Origin of the sequence: Hymenobacter crusticola (genome assembly GCF_002154225.1) — a bacterium.
GTDB lineage: Bacteria > Bacteroidota > Bacteroidia > Cytophagales > Hymenobacteraceae > Hymenobacter > Hymenobacter crusticola.
Window position 1 is genome coordinate 116,600 of record NZ_MTSE01000004.1, and the last position, 19,865, is coordinate 136,464.

Below are 19,865 nucleotides of genomic sequence, written 5' to 3' on the forward strand. Positions count from 1 at the left end.
GGAGGAGTGCAGGCAGAAAAAGCAATTAAAAATGCCTGTCATGCTGAGCTTGCCGAAGCATCTCTATCGCATCGTTGAACGGCTTGGATGAAGCGGTAGAGATGCTTCGGCAAGCTCAGCATGACGGTCTAGTAATACTTTGAATACATTCTAACGCTCCGCTCTTTCAAGCGTCAGCGTCCATCCCACCCACGTATGAGCAAACCTCACTGGTCAGCTAAAGCCTCTTTGCTGCTGCTTTGCTGGGCCACCACCCTAGGGGCCGCGGCGGCCAAGCCGAAGCCTACCCCCCTGCGGCTGTGGTACGATAAGCCGGCCGCCAACTGGAACGAAGCCCTACCCCTCGGCAACGGCCGCCTGGGCGCTATGGTGTTTGGCGCCCCCCAGCGCGAGCGGCTCCAGCTAAACGAGGAAACTATCTGGGCCGGCGGCCCCAACAACAACGTGAAGGCCGACGCGCTGCCCGTGGTGCGGCAGCTTCGCGAGCAGCTGCTGGCCGGGCAATTGGTAGAGGCGCAGGCCCTGGCGCAAGCCAAGATGCAGCCCGCCGGCAACAGCGGCATGCCCTACCAAATGGCGTCGAACGTGTACCTCGACTTTCCGGGCCACGACAACGCTACCCACTACCAGCGCGACCTAGACATCAGCCGGGCCGTGGCCTCGGTTAGCTATGAGGTGAGCGGCGTGACCTACCGCCGCGAAATGTTCAGCTCTCTGCCCGACCAAGTGGTAGTGGTGCGCCTCACGGCCAGCAAGCCGGGCCAAATCAGCTGCCAGCTCAGCGAGGAAAGCCTGATGCAGTACACCCGGCACGCCGAAAAAGACCAACTGGTGCTCGATGGCCGCGGCAGTGAGCACGAAGGCCAGGAAGGCCAGATTCGCTTCCAGACGCGCGTACAAGCTGTGGCCGAAGGCGGCAGCGTGCAAACCACCGACGGGGGCATCCGCGTGGAGCACGCCAACAGCGCCACGCTCTACATTTCTATCGGCACCAACTTCAAGAACTACCACGACGTGAGCGGCGACCCGGCTGCGCGGGCCACGTCCTACCTAGCTGCCGCCGTGCGCAAGCCCTACAAGCAGGCGCTGGCCGACCACGTAGCAGCCTACCAGCGCTACTTCAACCGCATGACCCTGAACCTAGGCGTGACGCCCGCCGCGCAGCTTCCTACCCCCGAGCGTATCGCTGGCTTTGCCCAGGGCCACGACCCGGCGCTAGCAGCCTTGTATTTTCAGTACGGGCGCTACCTGCTCATCAGCTCGTCGCAGCCGGGTGGGCAGCCGGCCAACCTGCAAGGCATCTGGAACGACCAGCTCAAGGGCCCCTGGGACAGCAAGTACACGGTGAACATCAACACCGAAATGAATTACTGGCCAGCCGAAGTCACCAACCTAACCGAGTTGCACGAGCCGCTGTTCGGCATGATTAAAGACCTGAGCGTGACCGGGCAGCAGAGCGCCCGCCAGATGTACGGCGCCCGCGGTTGGGCCCTGCACCACAACACCGACATTTGGCGCATCACAGGGCAAGTCGACCCGCCGCAATACGGCCTCTGGCCCATGGGCGGCGCCTGGCTAAGCCAGCATCTCTGGGACCATTACCAGTTCACCGGCGACCAGCAGTTTCTGCGCACCTACTACCCCGTGCTCAAGGGCGCGGCCACCTACTTCGTCGATGCCTTGCAGGAAGAGCCTACCCACCACTGGCTGGTGGTGGCGCCCTCGGTATCGCCCGAAAACACCTACCCCCTTCAAGGCAAGCAAATTGCGCTAGTGGCCGGCACCACCATGGACAACCAGTTGGTGTTCGACCTGTTCTCGAAGACCATTCGGGCCGCCGAGCTGCTCCAGCTTGATAAGCCTTTTGCTGACAGCCTGCGCACCCTGCGTGAGCGGCTACCTCCCATGCAGATTGGCCAGTACGGGCAGCTGCAGGAGTGGCTGCAAGACGTGGACAACCCCAAGGACCAGCACCGCCACATTTCGCACCTCTACGGGCTGTACCCGAGCGGGCAACTGTCGCCGTACCGCACGCCCGCGCTGTTTGAGGCCGCCCGCGTGACGCTCACCCAACGCGGCGACGTGTCCACGGGCTGGTCGATGGGCTGGAAGGTGAACTTCTGGGCCCGCATGCAGGACGGCAACCACGCCTACAAGCTGCTCACCGAGCAACTGCGGCTGCGGAGCAGCCAACCCGGCGGCGTGAGCGAGGGCGGCGGCACCTACCCCAACTTGCTCGACGCGCACCCCCCGTTCCAGATTGACGGCAACTTTGGCTGCACCGCTGGCCTCGCCGAGCTATTCGTGCAGAGCTACGACGGCACCCTCGACCTGCTGCCCGCCCTGCCCGACGCCTGGCCCACGGGCGAGGTCACCGGCCTCGTAGCCCGCGGCGGCTACGTAGTAGACCTAGCCTGGGACAAGGGCAAAGTGACGCGCGTGCGCATCACCTCGCGCCTCGGTGGCAACTGCCGCGTGCGGGTGCACAGCGCTGTAGCGGCTACCAGCGGCTTGAAGCTGCAAGAAGCGCAGGGCGAAAACCCCAACCCGTTTTACCAGACTCTACCCGTCAAGTCGCCGCTGGTATCTACCAAAACCACGGCTAAGCAGCCCACCGTAGCGCCGTCGGTCGTGTACGATTTTCCCACTGAAGCCGGCCAAACTTATTCCTTAAAAGCTCGCTAGCTCGGCGGCTCTTTCCTACCCCGCCTCTCTAGCTACAACCTAGTCCTATGAAAAATACCCTGCTCGTCGCCTTGCTGGCCTTCGGAACCTACCTGCCTTCGCAGGCGCAAAACCCGATTATTAGGGACGTATTCACGGCCGACCCAGCGCCGTTGGTGTACCGCGATACACTGTTCCTGTACACCGGCCACGACACAGCTTCGGTGAAGGAAACGAACTACAAGATGCCCGACTGGCGCATCTACTCCACCACCGACATGGTGCATTGGAAGGACTACGGCACGCGCCTTTCGCCCCGCACCTTCGCCTGGGCCACCGGCGATGCCTACGCGTCGCAGTGCGTGTATCACAAGGGCAAGTTCTACTGGTTTGTGGCCACCTTTCACAAGAAGGACGACAACAGCCAGGGCGGCGCGGCCATCGGCGTAGCCGTGTCGGACCGCCCCACGGGGCCGTTCAAGGATGCCATTGGCAAGGCGCTTATCGTCAATGAGATGACCAAGGACAAGCCGCACGCCTGGGACGACATCGACCCCACCGTGTTCATCGATGATGACAAGCAGGCCTACCTGTATTGGGGCAACTTAAGCTGCCGCTGGGTGAAGCTCAAAGACAACCTGACGGAGCTGGCTGGCCCCATCACGGTGGTGAATATCAAGAACTACATCGAAGGGCCCTGGGTGTACAAGCGCAAAAAGCTCTACTACCTCGTGTACGCTAGTGCCGGCACCAAGCCCGAGATGATAGAGTATTGCACCGCCCCGAGCGCTACCGGCCCTTGGACGTACCGCGGCATCATTCAGGAAAACGTGCCGAACAGCTTCACGACGCATCCCGGCATCATCGACTACAAGGGTAAGAGCTACTTCTTCTACCACAACGGCTCCTTGCCCACCGGCGGCAGCTACCGCCGCTCCATCTGCGTGGACGATATGTATTATAATCCGGATGGCACCATCAAGCCCATTGTGCAGACGACGAAGGGGGTAGCGCCGGTGAAGTAGCCTTGCGTTTACTAAACAGCATGGTTACCAAGTTGATAGATAACGCACTACATACTAGCAAGCTGCTAGCAGTGCTGCTAGCCTTGGGTGTGCCCCTAGGTAGCTTTGGGCAGCGCGTACAACGCTATACCCAAGCCGCTGACCGGGTTACGCTTACTCTGGCCGATGGACAGCTGGTGCTGCGCCCGCTGGCGGAAAACGCCATCCGGGTGCAGTTTACCAAGGACGCTCAGCCCAAGTTGCCCGAGTTGGTGCTGACGAGTCCGGCGATGGTACCTGCGTTTAGGGTGACGGAAACCAGCGCGGCAGTGCAGCTAGCTACCAAGCAAGTGAAAGTGCTAGTAGATAAGGCCACCGGCACCTTGCGCTACGCCGATAACACTGGCCGCATGTTCTTGCAAGAGCAACCTACTACCCGCCTGCGGGCCGCTGAGCCCGTGTTGGGTGAAGCCTGCGTCGTGGCCGAGCAACAATTTCAAACTGCGCCCGATGAGCTGCTGTTGGGGCTAGGGCAATTCCAGGACGGGCACTTCAACCTGCGCGGCATCACCCGGCAACTCACGCAGGTGAACACGCAGACTGCCCTACCATTCATTTATTCCAGCAAAGGGTACGGCTTGCTCTGGCACCAATACGGTTTGACCGACTTTAACCCGGCGGACTCGCCTATTCCGCTGGAAAAGCAGGCGCTGGCCGTAACGCAAGCCGGCCAAGCAGTAGATGCCACCACCGCCACGGGCACCCAAAAAGTAGCGCAGGACCAGGCCACTTATACTGGCACGTTTACGCTGCCGGCAGCGGGGGAATATTCCCTCATGCTCGACCTAGGTGCCATGGGCAATCGGCACTACCTAGCCATTGATGGCGTGGCCTGCCTCGACCACAGCAACTTCTGGCTGCCCCCCACAGCGAGTGCCAAAGTGACCCTGGCCGCAGGGCCGCATCGCATCCAGGTGGTGTGCAAGGCCAACAACACGCCGCACGTCACCTACAAACGGGTGGATGGCCTCACCACGTTTCGCTCGCCCAACGCGCAGCTGCTGGACTACGTGGTGTTTTATGGCCCGCAGGCCGACGCCGTTATTCAGACGTACCGCAACCTGTCGGGGCAGGTGCCGCTGCTGCCGCAGTGGGCCTATGGCTTTTGGCAATGCCGCGAGCGGTACACTTCCAGCGCCCACCTTCAGGAGACGGTGCAGGAATTTCGGCGGCGCAACATCCCGATGGACGTGATTGTGCAGGATTGGCAGTACTGGGGCAAATACGGCTGGGGCGTGATGCAGTTCGACGAGGCCAAGTACCCCGACCCGGCCGCGCTCATGCAGAACCTACACGCCCAGCACGCGCGCTTCAATATTTCGGTGTGGGAGAATCTGAACAAGGAGTCAGCCATTGGCAAAAGCCACGTAGCCAACAACTTCTACATCCCCAATAGCCCCTGGCTGGACCTCACGAACCCGGCGGCCCGCACGGCGCACTGGGCGGCCATGAACCAGCACCTGTTCCGCTACGGGGTAGACTCGTGGTGGCTAGATGCCACCGAGCCCGAAAACGACGCCCTGCACGGCAAAAAGCTGTTTGCGGGACCAGGCGACTTTTACCGGCTCACGTATCCGCTGTTCGTCAACCAGGCCGTATACGAGGGCCAGCGCCAAACCACCGCTGATAAGCGCGTGTGCATTCTCACGCGCTCGGCTTTCTTGGGTCAGCAGCGCTACGGCACCATCAACTGGTCGGGCGACATTGGCGGCACCTGGGACTCATTCAAGCGCCAGATTCCGGCTGGGCTGAACTTCACCATCACGGGCCAGCCGTACTGGACCACCGACATCGGCGGCTTTTTCCGGCCCGGCGCCGGGCAATACACCGACCCGCAGTACAACGAGTTGCTGATGCGCTGGTACCAGTGGGGCACGTTCACGCCCATCTTTCGGGTACACGGCTACCAGACCGAAACCGAGCCCTGGAAAAACGGCCCAGTGGTGGAAGCCAACATCCGGCAACTGCTGGACGTGCGCTACCGCCTGTTGCCCTACCTCTACTCTGAAGCCTGGCAAGTGCACCAACACGGCTCAACGCTCATGCGGCCGCTGGTGATGGATTTCCCGGCCGATACCACGGCCGCGCACCAAGCCTACGAGTACACGTTTGGTCCCGCTTTCCTGGTGGCGCCTGTCATTAAGCCGGGCGTGACGGCGTGGCCGGTGTATTTGCCGAAGGCGGCGGGATGGTACAACTTCTGGACGGGCCAGCGCCACGCGGGCGGGCAAACCGTGACTGCGCCCGCACCCGCGGCCACCACTCCGGTATTTGTGAAAGCCGGCGCCATCGTGCCCCTAGGCAAACGCCTGCAATACACCGGTCAGAAGACAGCTGATACGTTGGAAATCAGAGTGTACGCCGGTGCCGATGGCCGTTTCGCTTTGTACGAGGACGAAGGTGATAGTTACCGCTATGAGCAGGGCCAACACACGCTCATCACCTTCGCCTGGGATGAAAAGCGCCAAACGCTCACCATTGGCCCGCGCCAAGGCACGTATCCTGGCGCGTTGCCGCGGCGGGTGTTCAACCTCGTGTGGCCCAGTGAGGCCACCGGGCTAGGTGCCGCGTTTGGTAAGCCCCAAAAGCAAGTAGTGTACACAGGCAAACGATTGACGATAAAACGGTAGCATCAATTACTTTTCAACGAGTAGTACGCCACTCATCTCCGGCGCTAACTGCTAATTAAGTGTTAAGCATCAGGTATATGAAAAAGCTTCTTTTTGCCCTTTTGCTGCTAAGCCCCGCCCTAGGGCTGCGCGCCGAGGACGGTCACCAGCTTTGGCTGCGCCCGCACGCGGCGGTGCCGGTCACGGTGGTGGTGCCCGCCAAAAACTCAGCCTTGCTTGCCACGGCGAAGCAGGAATTGCAGCAGGGCTGGCAGGGTAGGGCAGGGGCCACCGTGACGCTGACGCTCAAGAAGGACAAAGCCTTCAAGTATGATGGGTTTCGCCTGAGCGCGCAAGGCGTGCAGGCTGCCACCGAGGCGGGCCTCCTGTATGGGGCTTTCGAATTGCTACGGCGCCAGCAAACTGGCCAATCGGTGGCTGAGGAAGTTTCTAACCCTTCGTACGAGCTTCGCCTACTCAACCACTGGGACAACCCCGATGGGTCGGTGGAGCGCGGGTACGCTGGCAAGTCGATCTTCTGGCGCAAGGACAGCGCCCTGGTGGTGACCAACCGCGACAAGAAACTGTGGCAGGAATACGCCCGGGCTAACGCGTCTATTGGCATCAACAGCAGCGTGCTCAACAACGTGAATGCTTCCCCAATGATTCTCTCGGCCGAGTACCTAGGTCGGGTGAAAGCCATTGCCGACGTGTTGCGGCCGTACGGGGTGAAGACGTATCTCTCGGTGAAATTCTCGTCGCCGGTACTGCTGGGCGGCCTCAAAACCGCCGACCCGCTGGACCCGGCCGTTGTCAAGTGGTGGCGCGGTAAGGTGAAGGAGATTTACCAGCAGGTGCCGGACTTTGGTGGCTTCCTAGTGAAGGCCAGCAGTGAAGGCCAACCCGGTCCGCAAGATTACGGCCGCACCCACGCCGACGGCGCCAACATGCTGGCCGACGTGCTGAAGCCCTACAAAGGCTTGGTGATGTGGCGCGCCTTCGTGTATAGCCCCAACGATAAGGACCGCGCCAAGCAGGCCTACAACGAATTTGTGCCGCTGGATGGCAAATTTCGGGACAATGTTATCGTTCAGGTGAAGAACGGCCCGGTTGATTTTCAGCCCCGTGAGCCATTCAGTCCGCTGTTTGGGGCGCTGAAAAAGACGGCCGTGATGCCCGAGTTTCAGATTACCCAGGAATACTTAGGGCACGAGATTGACCTAGCCTATTTGGCGCCCATGTGGGAAGAGTGCCTGCAAAGCGACACTTACCAGGCCGGCCCCGGCAGCACGGTGGCCCGCTGCACCAACGGCAGCGTGTACCGCCAGGCGCACTCGTCCATGGCCGGGGTATCCAATGTGGGACTGGATACCAACTGGACCGGCCACGACTTCGCCCAAGCCAACTGGTACGCCTTTGGGCGGCTAGCCTGGAACAGCAGCGCCAAAAGCGCCCAAATAGCCGAAGAGTGGCTCAAGCTGACTTTCCAAAATGCCGCCGGGGCTAACCAACTGGCTGCCTCCGCGGCCGACTGGAACGCTAAGTTCCTGACGCCCGTAGCTCAACTGATGCTGGCGAGTCGCGAGGCTATTGTCGATTACTCGATGCCGCTGGGCTTGCACCACATCATGTCGGCCACGCATGAGCACTACGGCCCCGGCCCGTGGTGGGCGCCGCCTAAAATGCGCGCCGACTGGACTCCGCCTTACTACCACCAGGCTGCGGCCAACGGTGTAGGCTTCGACCGCACCAAGAAAGGCAGCGACGCGGTGAGCCAGTACCACGAGCCGCTGGCTTCGCAGTTCAACGACCCCGCCACCTGCCCCGACGAGTACCTGCTGTGGTTTCACCACCTGCCCTGGGATTTTAAGATGAAAAGCGGCCGCACGCTCTGGGACGAGCTAGCCCTGCACTACGACCATGGCGTGCAGCAGGTGCGGCAGTTTCAGCGCACCTGGGACCAGGCCCAACCCTACGTGGATGCCGAGCGATTTGCAGTGGTGCAAAACAAGCTACGCAGCCAAAGCGGCAACGCCGTGCTCTGGAAAGACGCCTGCTTGCTCTACTTCCAGCAGTTCAGTCATATGCCCATTCCGGCTGCTATCGAACCACCGATGCATACGCTGGAGGCCGCCATTGCCAACGATATGCCGCCGCGGCCACCGCGCCAACCCCGTCAGCCTTAGTACCTTGTACTTACTTGGTCGGCCGCTTGTGGGCGGCTCGCCTTGCTGTTGCCTAGCCTCTCCTTATGCGTAAATCTTGCCTTCCTATTACCCTGCTCGCAGCAGTGGGGCTAGCCTTCACCGCGCTGCACAGCTACGGCCAGACGGCCCCCAAGCCGGGCGAAAATCCCATCCTGCGCGACGTATTTACCGCCGACCCGGCTCCGCTGGTGTACAAAGACAAGGTGTACCTCTACGTGGGTCACGACGAGGCCAAGGAGGGCCAGATGTTCAACATGAACGACTGGCGCTGCTATTCCTCCACCGACATGAAGCACTGGACCCCGCACGGCTCAGTGATGAACGTGCGGGACTTTACATGGGCTACGAAGGACGCTTGGGCCTCGCAAGTAGTAGCTCGCAATGGCAAATTTTACTTCTACGCGGCGGTGCAGGAAGGCGCCCCAGCCAACGCCAAGGCCATCGGGGTGGCCGTATCCGATAGCCCCACCGGCCCCTTTGTGGACGCCCGCGGCTCGGCCCTCATTTCCGACAAAACCACGCCTGGCCCCAACGGCTGGGACGACATCGACCCCACCGTATTCGTAGACGATGATGGCACGGCCTGGCTAGCTTGGGGTAACCCCAACTGCTACCTAGCCAAGCTCAAGCCCAACATGACGGAGCTGGACGGGCCCATTCAGCGCATCGAAGTACCTAATTACACGGAAGGCCCGTGGCTCCACAAGCGGGGCAACTTGTACTACTTCACCTACGCGGCCTTCGCACACCAAGGCATGTCGGAGAAAATGTGCTATGCCACGGCTCCCAAAGTAACCGGTCCGTGGACCTACCAGGGCATCCTCACCGACCAGGCCAAGAACAGCTATACCATTCACCCGGGCGTTATTGAGTTTAAAAAGCAATGGTACTTCTTCTACCACAACGCGACGCTTACCCTACCTAGTGGGGAAAGCGGGGCCCTAGGTCGTCGCAGCGTGTGCGTAGAATACTTGTATTATAATCCAGACGGCACCATCCAGCCCATCACCCAAACGGTGGCCGGCGTGAGCGTGCCACCCAAGCCTAGCGCCAGCCGAGCCGCAGCGTCGGCTACGCCTGTACCTACCGCCACCGGCCTTTCCGTAGTCCAAAATATCCAGCCCCGCCCCGCACAATGGCCCGGCGCGCCCTTGCTGAGCACCATGGCCGACCCGGCAACTACGGCCCTCGACAACATCAGCTTCAACCACGACAAGGGCGCTGCTAGCTTTGGCCAGACCTTTCAGGTGAAGACGGACTGCAAGCTGACGCGCATCGACCTGTTTGGGGGCGACGGGTTTGGCACCGACGCCAAGCAGCCCGTCACCCTGGCGCTCTACGACCTAGGTTCGCAGGCCAACCCCGCTTACACACCGGGTACCAACCTTTTCGGGGCTGGCAAGGGATTATCTGTTGCTTACACCCCGCAACCCGCCGGGCTGCTACAGTTCGATTTTGCGGGGAGCAATCAAGTGGCTCTACAAGCCGGGCACACCTACGCCTTTGAGCTGCAAGGCATTGAGAAGGCGGCCCCCCTTTTCTGGCGCGTGAGCCGCCAAGAGGCGTATCCGGCCGGCGGCGCCTATTTCAACCGGCAGCCTTTGCTACTAGGTGATAAACGGGGCTATGACTTTGCCCTAGCGGTATACGCTACGGCCGGGCTGAAATAATTGGCACAAGTGTGCATAAGCTTTGTGGTAGGTGAGTTTGCCTCCAGGCAGCGCAACCGCGCACTATCGCTCGGATCATACCACCGTGGCAGGCATTACAGGCAGGCATTACATTGCCATCAAACAAAACTTGTCTGCGCAGAAGGAGGAAACTGCTGCAGGCCGCCAGCGCTGGAGTAGTAGAGGAGTAGGTATCAAAATCCGCTGCGTTAGCCTAGCGCCTGATCGGCTGCATGAAGGAAGCTAGCCTAGCCTTAGTGGCCGCTGCCTCAGCGTGAAAGTCAAACAGCAGCCCTGGTACCAGGGCTGCTGTTTGACTTTCACGCTGAGGCGAAAATAAGAAGTGCAAAGAACGTCCTGCTCTAGCGAGCAGCTGCCGGCTGGGCAGGACGTTGCGCGAACCTAGGGGCTACGACTGGATAAAGGCCAGCAAGTCGGCGTTGATGGTAGCAGATTCAGTGGCAGGCATGCCGTGCGGGAAGCCAGGGTACGAAATCAGCTTGCCGTGCTTTAGGAGCTTTATGGATTTTGCCGCACTCACGTGGAAGGGCACGATCTGGTCGTCTTCGCCGTGCAGCACCAGCACCGGAATATCCACGCTTTTCAGGTCGTCGGAGAAATCGGTTTCTGAGAAGGCCGCAATGCCGTAGTAGTGCGCATTGGCCCCGCCGGTCATGCCCTGGCGGAACCAGTTGTCGCGCAAGCCTTGCTTTACTGTTGCGCCCTCTCGGTTGAAGCCATAGAAGGGCAGGGTAAAGTCCTGGTAGTACTGGGCGCGGTTGGTAGCTGTACCCTCACGGATTTCATCAAATATAGCCATCGGCACACCGTCCGGGTTGCTAGGGCCTTGCACCATCACGGGCGTTACGGCGCTGACGAGTACCACTTTGGCTACGCGGCCCTGCTCGGCGCGGGCGGCGTAGTGGATAGCCTCGCCGCCGCCCGTGGAGTGGCCAATGTGAACGGCATCCTTCAGGTCGAGGTGAGCCGTCAGCTCGGCTACGTCGGCCACGTAGGTGTCCATGTCGTGACCCGTGGCGGCCTGGGTTGAGCGGCCGTGTCCGCGCCGGTCGTGGGCGATTACCCGGTAGCCTTTAGCGAGAAAAAACAGGAGTTGGGCATCCCAGTCGTCGCTCGACAAAGGCCAACCATGATGGAAGAACAGCGGCTGGCCCGTACCCCAGTCCTTGTAGAAGATTTCGGTGCCGTCTTTTACGGTGATGGTAGGCATAACGCAGGTAGTAAGAAAGATGAAAAAATAGCTAGGTCGCCCGAAAGCAAAAGGCTGACGAGCGGCGTCGACGTGGCAAAAGTATTCGGACCTGGGGTCAGTTTAGCGGTAAAAAACCTGGCTTTCGCGGTACATTCATAGGAAACCATTGGGGCTTTTATGCAGCCGTTGTTTCTGGCCGGCGCCTCGCCGAACGCCGGCCAGGTAGCGCGGCCGGTAGGGGAAGGCGCTACGGGCTAGGTACCAGCCGCCGCCGCATACGAGCACCGGGAGCATCCAAAGAGGCATCGAATTCGCGCCGTTGATCTAGCCTTCAAGCAGGGCAGGAACCAGCCAATGCGGCACGCTCGCAAGCTCGTCTGGCATTGGCTGGCTATCTAACTTCCTTCTTTCCAATACGAAAGCTGTACATTCCCCTGGATTAGTCCCTTCTCTTATGCCCGATGCCTCTCCGTCCGCTATTCCGCCAGCGTCTCTGGCCGCTGAAAATCAAGCTCTGCGCGAGGAGATTCGGCACTTACGGGCCCAACAGCTAATTACCGCCGTGCACCAAGAGGCAGAAGACCGCTATAGCCAAAGCCAAGCCCGCTTCCGGACGGTATTTGAGAACTCACCCCTAGGCAATAAAATCATTGATGCCGATCTGCGCATTCGGCAAGTAAACCCGGCCGTTGTAGCCATGCTAGGCTTTACCGAGCCTAGCGAGCTACTCGGGCACCGAATTCTGGAGTTTGCCCACCCACACTTTCGCGCCGATTGGCATGAGTTGCAGCAGCAGCTTTGGGAGCACAAGCGGCCTTATTTCTCTTTGGAAACGTGCCTGGTGCGCGCCAATGGTTCTTCCTTTTGGTGTCAGGTCACCTCCGTGCTATTTCCCGACGAAGGGCACGAGCTAGGTTATACCATCTTGGAGGATATTTCCGCGCGGAAAGGGTTAGAAACCAAACTTCAACGGCTCTACGACGCGCAGGAAACCATCTTGCACCTCGCCACGCACGATGTGAAGGCGCCCATTGTCCAGATTCAGCTGCTGGGCGACCTGCTTCAGCGCGAGGTTGCCAGCCACCACGGTGAGGGCCCGCCACCTCCGGAGATGCTGCACTACCTTGCCCTGATCCAGCAGGCGTGTGGCCACGCCAACGGGCTGCTGCAGGACATCCTGTTTGTGGGCGACTTGGACGCGCATAGCTTGCAGAAAGTGCCTACGGAGATGAATACCTATCTCACCGAGCGGCTGCCCGTACACCGCCTCGTGGCGCAGGAAAAGGGCATCACCTTGGCGCTCGACCTGCCGCCAGAAAGCGTGTACGCGGCCTTGCAGCCCGAGAAGTTTGGCCGGGCACTGGACAACTTGCTCGGCAACGCGCTGAAGTTTACCCCCGCGGGCGGCACCATTACCCTTGGCCTGCAGGTGCACGACGGCCGAACCCAGGTGCGGCTACAGGACACCGGTATCGGGATTCCCAGCAAGCTACACGCGCAGTTATTCGACAAGTTTAACCCCAGTCGCCGTACCGGCCTGCGGGGGGAGCCTACCACAGGCCTAGGGCTGTTCATTGCCAAGCAGGTTGTAGAGTTGCACGGGGGGCATATCTGGCTGGAAAGCCGCGAGCAGCAGGGCACCACCTTCTTCATCGAGCTAGCTTGAGCGCCAAATACGAGCCGCTGTAGCTATTGAACCACCCAGTCGCCCTAGGTCACTAACCTAGGCGTATTAGCTCGGCTAAAGGCTAAGTGTCTTTCCTTTCTGCGACGCACCTGCTGTACTAGCTCTTCGAATCGTTCTATTCGCAAGAGGAGTAAATTCCTGTAGCCTGATGAAGTAGAATACCTGCTGCATACCCGGCTTTTTAGCATTCGGAAAAGAAATTAGTACTCAGAAAAGAGGGGGAGAACCTAGGTCTGCAACCATACAGGTAGCTAGCAGCTACACCCGCAAGAGAGAGGCAGGGGCGTACATGATTTTGGCATCGGGCGGTGGCTAGGTGTACGAGGTATGCTACAGGAATAGAAAAATAGGGCGTTTGCTTTCCGCCTGGTGTTTTTCCAAGAAGCTCGACTAAAGGGCCTAAGCTCTTAACGTTACCAAGGCGTACAATCCATGCTTAGGGTGCGTAAGTAAGCACGCTATTGTTCAAAAATACTCGTAGCAGTAGGCGAGAAATCACAGAACTGAACGGGAACGAAAAATATTTTTTGGCACTTAGCCAAACTTTTTTTGCATAAAACCGATATTAGTAGCTCGACATGCTACTTTGAAAGTTGCTCAACGTTTTTGCTGCTCCTATCACGCCCACGCTGCCCACTCCCACCCATTTCCCGGTGATAGGTCAAAAAGCTGACATAATACCCGCGGTGTGTGCCTACGCGCGGCCACGTGCCAGCACACAGACGACCCGCTCATCTCACCCCTAACCTAATCACCGCCATTTTGGCCCGCGCGGGGCACGCGCATACTGCTTATGAGAATTTTACTATCGGCTTACGCCTGCGATCCGGGGCTTGGGAGTGAGGAAGGCAACGGGTTCAATTGGCTTTGGGAAACCGCTTCCTTGGGCCATCAGGTGTGGGTGCTGACTACGCCACGCGGCAAGGACAACCTAGAAAAGGCTTTGGCTGCGCGCGCCGCCGAGCCAGCCGCAGCGCGCATCAAACCCGTGTACATCACGGTGCCTAGGTTTGTTGAGTACCTCTACCGCTGGCAGTTCGGCGTGTACACGCACTACATTGTATGGCAGTATTGCGCGTGGCGCATAGCGCGGCAGCTTGATCAGCAGGTGGACTTCGACCTAGTGCACCACGTTACCTACAACAGCCTGCAAATGGCCTCGTGGCTGTGGCGCCTCAAAAAGCCGTTGCTACTCGGTCCCCTCGGTGGGGGCATGCAAGCGCCGGCCTCGTTGCGCCGCTACCTGCCCGATTGGTTCAAGACCGAAACCATGCGCAACGTTATTGCTTGGCTGCTCACCACTTTCGACCCCAACGTGCGGCAGTCGTTGCGCCACGCGGCACTGGTGCTGGCCGCCAACCGCGACACGGCCGAACTCGCTCAGCGTCTTGGGGCCCGCAAAGTAGAGCTCGCCATGAGCGCCGGACAGCCCTTGAGCCTATACACGCCCGAATACGTGCCGCGGCCGGCGCTGGAAGGGCGGGAGCTACGCATCATGTGGCTGGCGCGCATCTATCCGCGCAAAGGGCTGCACCTCGTGCTGGAAGCGCTGGGCAAAGTTGACCCGCGCGTAAAGTTTCACCTCGACATCCTCGGTGACGGGCCCGTAGGCTCCATGGTGCCTGGCTGGATTGCCGACGCCGGCCTGCAAGACCGCGTAACGTGGCATGGCAAAGTGCCCTACGACACTATTCGGGAGCAATACCTACGCCACGACCTGTTCATGCTGTGCACGTTGCGCGATACGTACGCGGTGCAGTTCACCGAAGCCATGGCCCTCGGCTGCCCCATCCTCACGCTCGACCTGCACGCCAACACCGACTTCGTGCCCGACACGGCGGGCATCAAGGTACCCGTCTCGACGCCCGAGGAAACCAGCGCCGCCCTAGCGCGTGCCGTAGAACACCTCTACGACAATCCGGCCGAGCTGGAGCGCCTCGGGCGAGGTGGCTTTGCCTACGCGGCCCAGCAATCCTGGCCGGCCTTGGTCTCGCGCCTCCTGCATCGCGCTGCCCTCGCCTCGCACGAGCTAGCAGGCCTGACCGCCAACGTGGATACATCCTTCCAGAAGCTAGGTCGACCTGCCTTCGGCACCGAGTAGCAACCGGCGCTTTACGCTTTATCACGTGCACCCAAGGCTGAGTAGGCCTTGGGTGCAGTTGTTTTCGGGGCCCTGGGTGCTCCGTCGGGCGCTATGCGGAGCCCCGCAAAGCTTCTCGACTGTGGTAGCTATTGCTGCAAGGAGAGAGGCTCTGCGGGGCTCCGTATGCCCTCCGGTTTACTATTCCCAACCTATCGCTAAAAACGCTGGGTCTCAAAATCGACGGTTCGTCTGGCTGATCCGACGCTTCGGTAACTCAAAATTTCAGTACGCGGCGGCAGGCAGCACCTTTGGTTCAACAAAACGCCACTAACCAACCAAACTTGTTGAACGCCATGAAAAAGTCCATCCTCCTGCTCGCCCTAGCCGCCGTTTCGTTTTCCGCTGCTGCCCAAAAAACGCCGGCCCCTACCGCAGCCAGCACCCAGGCCGCGCCAGCCGGCTACACCGACCTGATGGCCGCTACCATCAAAGACCTGATGGGCACCGGTGACCCAGCCCAGTTGCGGGAAATCAGCGGCAAGATGGAGCGCGCCGCTGCCGTGGCCCCCGCCGACTGGCTACCCCGCTACTACCAATCTTATGCTTTGCTCATCAATGTGTTCCAGAGCAAAGAAGATGGTGAGGTGAAGGACAAAACCCTCGACCAGGCCGAAGAAGCGCTGGGAAAGGCTCGCAAGCTAGGTGGCGACGAATCGGAACTGCTGGTGCTGCAAGCCTACATCTACCAGGCTAGACTGGGCGTTGCACCCATGATGCGCGCCATGACCTACCCCCGCATGGTAGACGAGGCAGTGGCCAAAGCCAAAACGCTCAACCCCGCCAACCCCCGCATCTACCTCGTGCAGGCCAACAACAAGTACTTCACGCCTAAGATGTTCGGCGGTGGGGCTGAGGCAGCCAAGCCGCTCTTCGAGGAAGCAAAGGCTAAATACGCCGCCTTCCAGCCTAAATCGGCGCTGGCGCCTAACTGGGGTGAGCGGCAGGTACTAGGTCGGCTGAAAAGCTACGAAACGGCTTCGACAACGAAGAACTAAAAGCGTTCTGCGTTTGATTTCGCAAGCGCTTCGGCCGTCGTGCTGCGCCCAGCTCGGCACGACGGCCTAGTGGATTTCGCGAACCCAAATAGGCGCGAAAAGCCAACAAGCATCGGCCGTCAATTCTAGTTACCTTGTACCCCTACTGGCTTCGTGTTATGTCTACGGCCTTATCCTCTGGTTTCGAAATGAAAGAGTCGGTGCTGCTTGGGAAGAGCTACCCCAATGAGTCGCGGTGGTGGCGAAAGTTTGGCGCGATGGTGCTGTTTTCCATTGTGTTAAGCTTCTTCTTTTGTCCGAGATGCAGCATTTTCAGCGAAGATTACCTTGTTACGCTCGCTTACAATCTATTTTATACCAATGGCTTGTGGCTAGCTAATGATTATCCCAACCGCTGGCTCAATCGTAAATCTGACTGGACGCAGCAGCCACTGCGTCGCTTCCTGATTACGTTGGCGGGCTCCCTAGTCGCCTCGTTGCTGGTCATTACGCTGGTCAACGTTGGGTTCATGGTGGGGTACCACCACGGAAAGCTAAGCTCCATCCGTTGGGAAAACTTCGTTTTCCCGCTGCTGATTACGGTGGTCGTGTCCTTGTTCATGCACAGCCGGTCGTTTCTGCTAAGCTGGCGCAACGTGGCGATTCGGGCCGAGCGCATGGAGAAGGAGTCGGCCGTGGCGCGCCTCGACTCGCTGCGCCGGCAAGTAGACCCGCACTTTCTGTTTAACTCGCTGAATGCCTTGACATCCCTGGTGGAGGAAGACCCCACGCGGGCCGTACGCTTCATCCGGCAGCTTTCGCAGGTGTATCGCTATGTGCTCGACAGCCAGGACCACGAAGTTGTGACGCTGGCCGAGGAGTTGCGCTTCGCCGAGGCGTATCTATACTTGCAGCGCACGCGCCTGGGCAATAGCCTAGAGGTGGAGTTGGCCCTGCCGCCCACCGACGACCTGGAGAACTTCATGGTGCCGCCGCTGGCCTTGCAGCTATTGCTCGAAAACGCCATTAAGCACAATGCGGCGCTGCAAAACCAACCCTTGCACATCCGCATCAGCCTCGATGAAGCAAGCCACCAACTGGTAGTGCGCAACACGCTACGCCCGCGCCGGGTAGCGCCAGAAGAGTCGACGGGCCTAGGTCTGAAGAACCTGGAGGCGCGCTACGGTTTCCTAACCCAGCAACCTGTGTTGGTAGAAAAGACCGAGCAAGAGTTTATTGTGACGCTGCCGGTGCTGGAGCTAGTGTAAAAGTCAAAACCAGGGCGAGAAGCCAGGACGCAAACCTAGGTCCCTGCCTTGAAAAAGGAAGAAAGCTTCTAGCCCTAGCTTTTCACTGTCGCCTTAGGTTATAGTTTTAAGGCTGAATAGATCTTCAGCACGCATAGGCAAGCTGCCTACCCTTTGTTTCATTCTGTTGCTATGCCCCCAACCTTACGCGCTCTTATTGTGGAAGATGAGCCGCTGGCCGCGCGCCGCCTCACGGAGCTTCTGCGCAAGCAGGAGCCGCCGGTGGAAGTTGTCGGCACGGCCGAGTCGGTGGCGGCGGCGGAGGCTTTCCTGCAAACCATGCAGCCCGGTCCGGATGTATTATTCTTGGATATTCACCTAGCCGATGGCCTGAGCTTTGAGCTGTTTGAGCGCCTGGAGGTGAAATGCCCCGTCATTTTTACTACCGCCTACGACCGGTACGCCCTGCGCGCTTTCAAGGTAAATAGCATCGATTATCTGCTCAAACCCATTGACCCCGAGGAGCTAACGGCGGCCCTTGCCAAACTACGCAGCCTGCGGACCACAACGGTTGCGCCCGCCTTCGATGCGGCTATGCTAGCGGAGATATTGCGGCAGTCGCAACCGAGTACCAGCTACAAAACCCGCTTCGTAGTGCGCGTGGGCGAGCACCTGAAAGCCATTCCGACCGAGCAGATTGCTTACTTTTTCAGCCTCGAAAAAGCCACTCTGCTTCAAACCAAGGAAAACCGCCGCTTTGTAGTGGATTATACTCTGGAGCAGCTTGAAAACCTGCTCGACCCGAGTCACTTTTTCCGCCTCAACCGGGCCTACCTCGTCCACGCCGATGCTATTCAGGACATCATCCACTACACCAACAGCCGCCTCCAAACCGTGCTGCGCCCACCTAGCTCCGATGAAGCCGTGCTCGTCAGCCGCGAGCGAGTAGCCGCGTTCAAGGCGTGGCTGGATCGGTAGAGCGCAACTAAGTAGCTGAGTAGTTGGGTACTGCTAAATGACTTCACTCAGTTACTCCCCCTACTCAATCACGCCAGAGAAGCTAGCCTTCCAGCCAGCTCTTGAGCGCGCTGGCTTTCTCCCGGCTCACGACCACTTCCTCGCTCGGCGTGGGGGCTAGGTCTAGCTTGAGCTTGCCGTTGAAGTAAGGATGCAGGCGCTGCACGGCTTGCAGGTGCGCCAAAAACTGGCGGTTGAGGCGGAAAAAATGCTGCGGATCGAGCAGGTTTTCGAGTTGTTCCAAGGTATAGTCCACTACAAAGCGGCGGCCATCGGTGGCGGCTAGGGTGGTGACTTCGTTGCGGCTCTGGCACCAGGCCACTTGTGCGGCGGGCAGGGGCAAGAGCTGCTCCCCGCTGCGCACCAGAAAGCGAGTTTTGTACGACTGGTTTTGCCGGGGCAGGCTCTCGATCAGCCGCTCCAAACGCTGAGCTGAATCATCGGTAGGCGCGGCGGGTGTGCGCCACTGGCGAAGCTTCGTGAGGGCTGTTTGCAGCTCGGCTAGCTTCACGGGCTTCAGCAGATAGTCGACACTGTTGGCTTTGAAGGCCTGAATAGCATAGGCGTCGTAGGCCGTGGTGAAAATAACCGGGCTGCTCACCACCGTGCGCTCGAACACTTCCAGGCTCAGGCCATCGGCTAGCTGAATATCGGATAGGATTAGGTTGGGAGTGGGGTGCGCGGCCAGCCAAGCTAGGGTGGTGCTCACGCTGTCGAGCACGGCTACCACCTGCGTGTCGGGGGCTGCTTGCTGCAACAGGCGTTGCAGGCGTTCGGCGGCGGGATATTCGTCTTCCAGCAACAGGACGGTCATCATATAAGCGTAACGGAGTAGCTGAGTGACTGAGCAATTAAAGAATAAGTACGTGTACGGGCCACGAAATAGCCTGTGCGGGAAAGCTTCAGCTAGAAAAACCAAAAAACCACACCCAGGCAATAAACAGCAGTTGCAGCGGCACGCGAAACCATAGGTACCGCGGGCCTGGCCCGTCGGCAGTACCCTTCTGGTAGTCGATATGGTGCATGGCTGCGTAGATATTGGCCGGTAACAGCACGATGAAAAAGACAATCAACGGCCACGCAACCCAATGGCGCGTGCTTGGGAGCAGTAAGCCAGCCGCCGCCGCCAGCTCAACGACACCTGTAAAGTAAACCCACGCTTTGCGAGCTGGGAGCCAGCTTGGCAGCATACGCATCATGCCGTTGGTAAGCGTGAAATGCGCTAAGCCCGTGAAAAACAACATCACGGCCATTGCTAGGTTGCCGGCTAGCACGTAGTTGGCGGCGCCGCCCAGCAAACGCGTTGCGGCCAACGTCAGCACGAAAGTGCCGATCAAAACAAACAGAGGCTTCATGTTGGTAATGAGTTA

General features: G+C 59.5%; 14 protein-coding genes. 10 read left to right on the plus strand and 4 right to left on the minus strand.

The window, feature by feature from the left end; translation table 11 throughout:
• Positions 1 to 195 precede the first annotated feature (195 nt).
• The 5 genes from BXP70_RS09780 to BXP70_RS09800 all read left to right on the plus strand — a co-directional run bounded on the left by BXP70_RS09780 (position 196) and on the right by BXP70_RS09800 (position 10,214).
• Positions 196 to 2,685 carry a glycoside hydrolase family 95 protein gene (locus BXP70_RS09780; protein WP_086593884.1) on the plus strand — a complete coding sequence of 830 codons (2,490 nt, stop codon included), beginning with the start codon at positions 196 to 198 and terminating at the stop codon, positions 2,683 to 2,685.
• Between the two features lie 47 nt (positions 2,686 to 2,732).
• Positions 2,733 to 3,689, plus strand: a complete 957-nt coding sequence (locus tag BXP70_RS09785) for a glycoside hydrolase family 43 protein (RefSeq protein WP_086593885.1) — start codon at positions 2,733 to 2,735, stop codon at positions 3,687 to 3,689.
• Between the two features lie 20 nt (positions 3,690 to 3,709).
• Positions 3,710 to 6,358, plus strand: coding sequence for a glycoside hydrolase family 31 protein (locus tag BXP70_RS09790; protein WP_086593886.1), 2,649 nt, complete (start codon positions 3,710 to 3,712; stop codon positions 6,356 to 6,358).
• Positions 6,359 to 6,435: 77 nt separating this feature from the next.
• On the plus strand, positions 6,436 to 8,523 hold the full coding sequence (locus tag BXP70_RS09795) for an alpha-glucuronidase (protein ID WP_086593887.1): 2,088 nt from the start codon (positions 6,436 to 6,438) through the stop codon (positions 8,521 to 8,523).
• A gap of 65 nt (positions 8,524 to 8,588) precedes the next feature.
• Complete coding sequence (locus tag BXP70_RS09800; protein WP_086593888.1) at positions 8,589 to 10,214, plus strand: glycoside hydrolase family 43 protein; 1,626 nt, start codon at positions 8,589 to 8,591, stop codon at positions 10,212 to 10,214.
• A gap of 409 nt (positions 10,215 to 10,623) precedes the next feature.
• On the opposite strand, the gene BXP70_RS09805 is transcribed toward BXP70_RS09800, so the two are convergent.
• Positions 10,624 to 11,445 (minus strand): alpha/beta fold hydrolase, encoded by an 822-nt coding sequence (locus BXP70_RS09805; protein ID WP_086593889.1) that lies wholly within the window; start codon positions 11,443 to 11,445, stop codon positions 10,624 to 10,626.
• Between the two features lie 135 nt (positions 11,446 to 11,580).
• Complete coding sequence (locus BXP70_RS29885) at positions 11,581 to 11,733, minus strand: hypothetical protein (RefSeq protein WP_179197647.1); 153 nt, start codon at positions 11,731 to 11,733, stop codon at positions 11,581 to 11,583.
• Between the two features lie 148 nt (positions 11,734 to 11,881).
• Between BXP70_RS29885 and BXP70_RS09810 the strand changes: the two genes are divergently transcribed.
• The 5 genes from BXP70_RS09810 to BXP70_RS09830 all read left to right on the plus strand — a co-directional run bounded on the left by BXP70_RS09810 (position 11,882) and on the right by BXP70_RS09830 (position 18,456).
• Positions 11,882 to 13,093, plus strand: coding sequence for a PAS domain-containing sensor histidine kinase (locus BXP70_RS09810; protein ID WP_086593890.1), 1,212 nt, complete (start codon positions 11,882 to 11,884; stop codon positions 13,091 to 13,093).
• 814 nt (positions 13,094 to 13,907) lie between these two features.
• Entirely contained in the window at positions 13,908 to 15,215 is a 1,308-nt protein-coding gene (locus tag BXP70_RS09815) for a glycosyltransferase family 4 protein (RefSeq protein ID WP_086593891.1), read from the plus strand.
• 335 nt (positions 15,216 to 15,550) lie between these two features.
• On the plus strand, positions 15,551 to 16,252 hold the full coding sequence (locus tag BXP70_RS09820; protein ID WP_143436438.1) for a hypothetical protein: 702 nt from the start codon (positions 15,551 to 15,553) through the stop codon (positions 16,250 to 16,252).
• Positions 16,253 to 16,410: 158 nt separating this feature from the next.
• On the plus strand, positions 16,411 to 17,499 hold the full coding sequence (locus BXP70_RS09825; RefSeq protein WP_086593893.1) for a sensor histidine kinase: 1,089 nt from the start codon (positions 16,411 to 16,413) through the stop codon (positions 17,497 to 17,499).
• Positions 17,500 to 17,670: 171 nt separating this feature from the next.
• Positions 17,671 to 18,456 (plus strand): LytR/AlgR family response regulator transcription factor, encoded by a 786-nt coding sequence (locus BXP70_RS09830; RefSeq protein ID WP_086593894.1) that lies wholly within the window; start codon positions 17,671 to 17,673, stop codon positions 18,454 to 18,456.
• 82 nt (positions 18,457 to 18,538) lie between these two features.
• On the opposite strand, the gene BXP70_RS09835 is transcribed toward BXP70_RS09830, so the two are convergent.
• Together BXP70_RS09835 and BXP70_RS09840 are read right to left on the minus strand one after the other, a co-directional pair.
• A complete protein-coding gene (locus BXP70_RS09835; RefSeq protein ID WP_245849590.1) occupies positions 18,539 to 19,312 on the minus strand; it encodes a LytR/AlgR family response regulator transcription factor in 774 nt (257 codons plus the stop codon).
• Positions 19,313 to 19,397: 85 nt separating this feature from the next.
• On the minus strand, positions 19,398 to 19,850 hold the full coding sequence (locus BXP70_RS09840) for a DoxX family protein (RefSeq protein ID WP_086593896.1): 453 nt from the start codon (positions 19,848 to 19,850) through the stop codon (positions 19,398 to 19,400).
• Positions 19,851 to 19,865 lie beyond the last annotated feature (15 nt).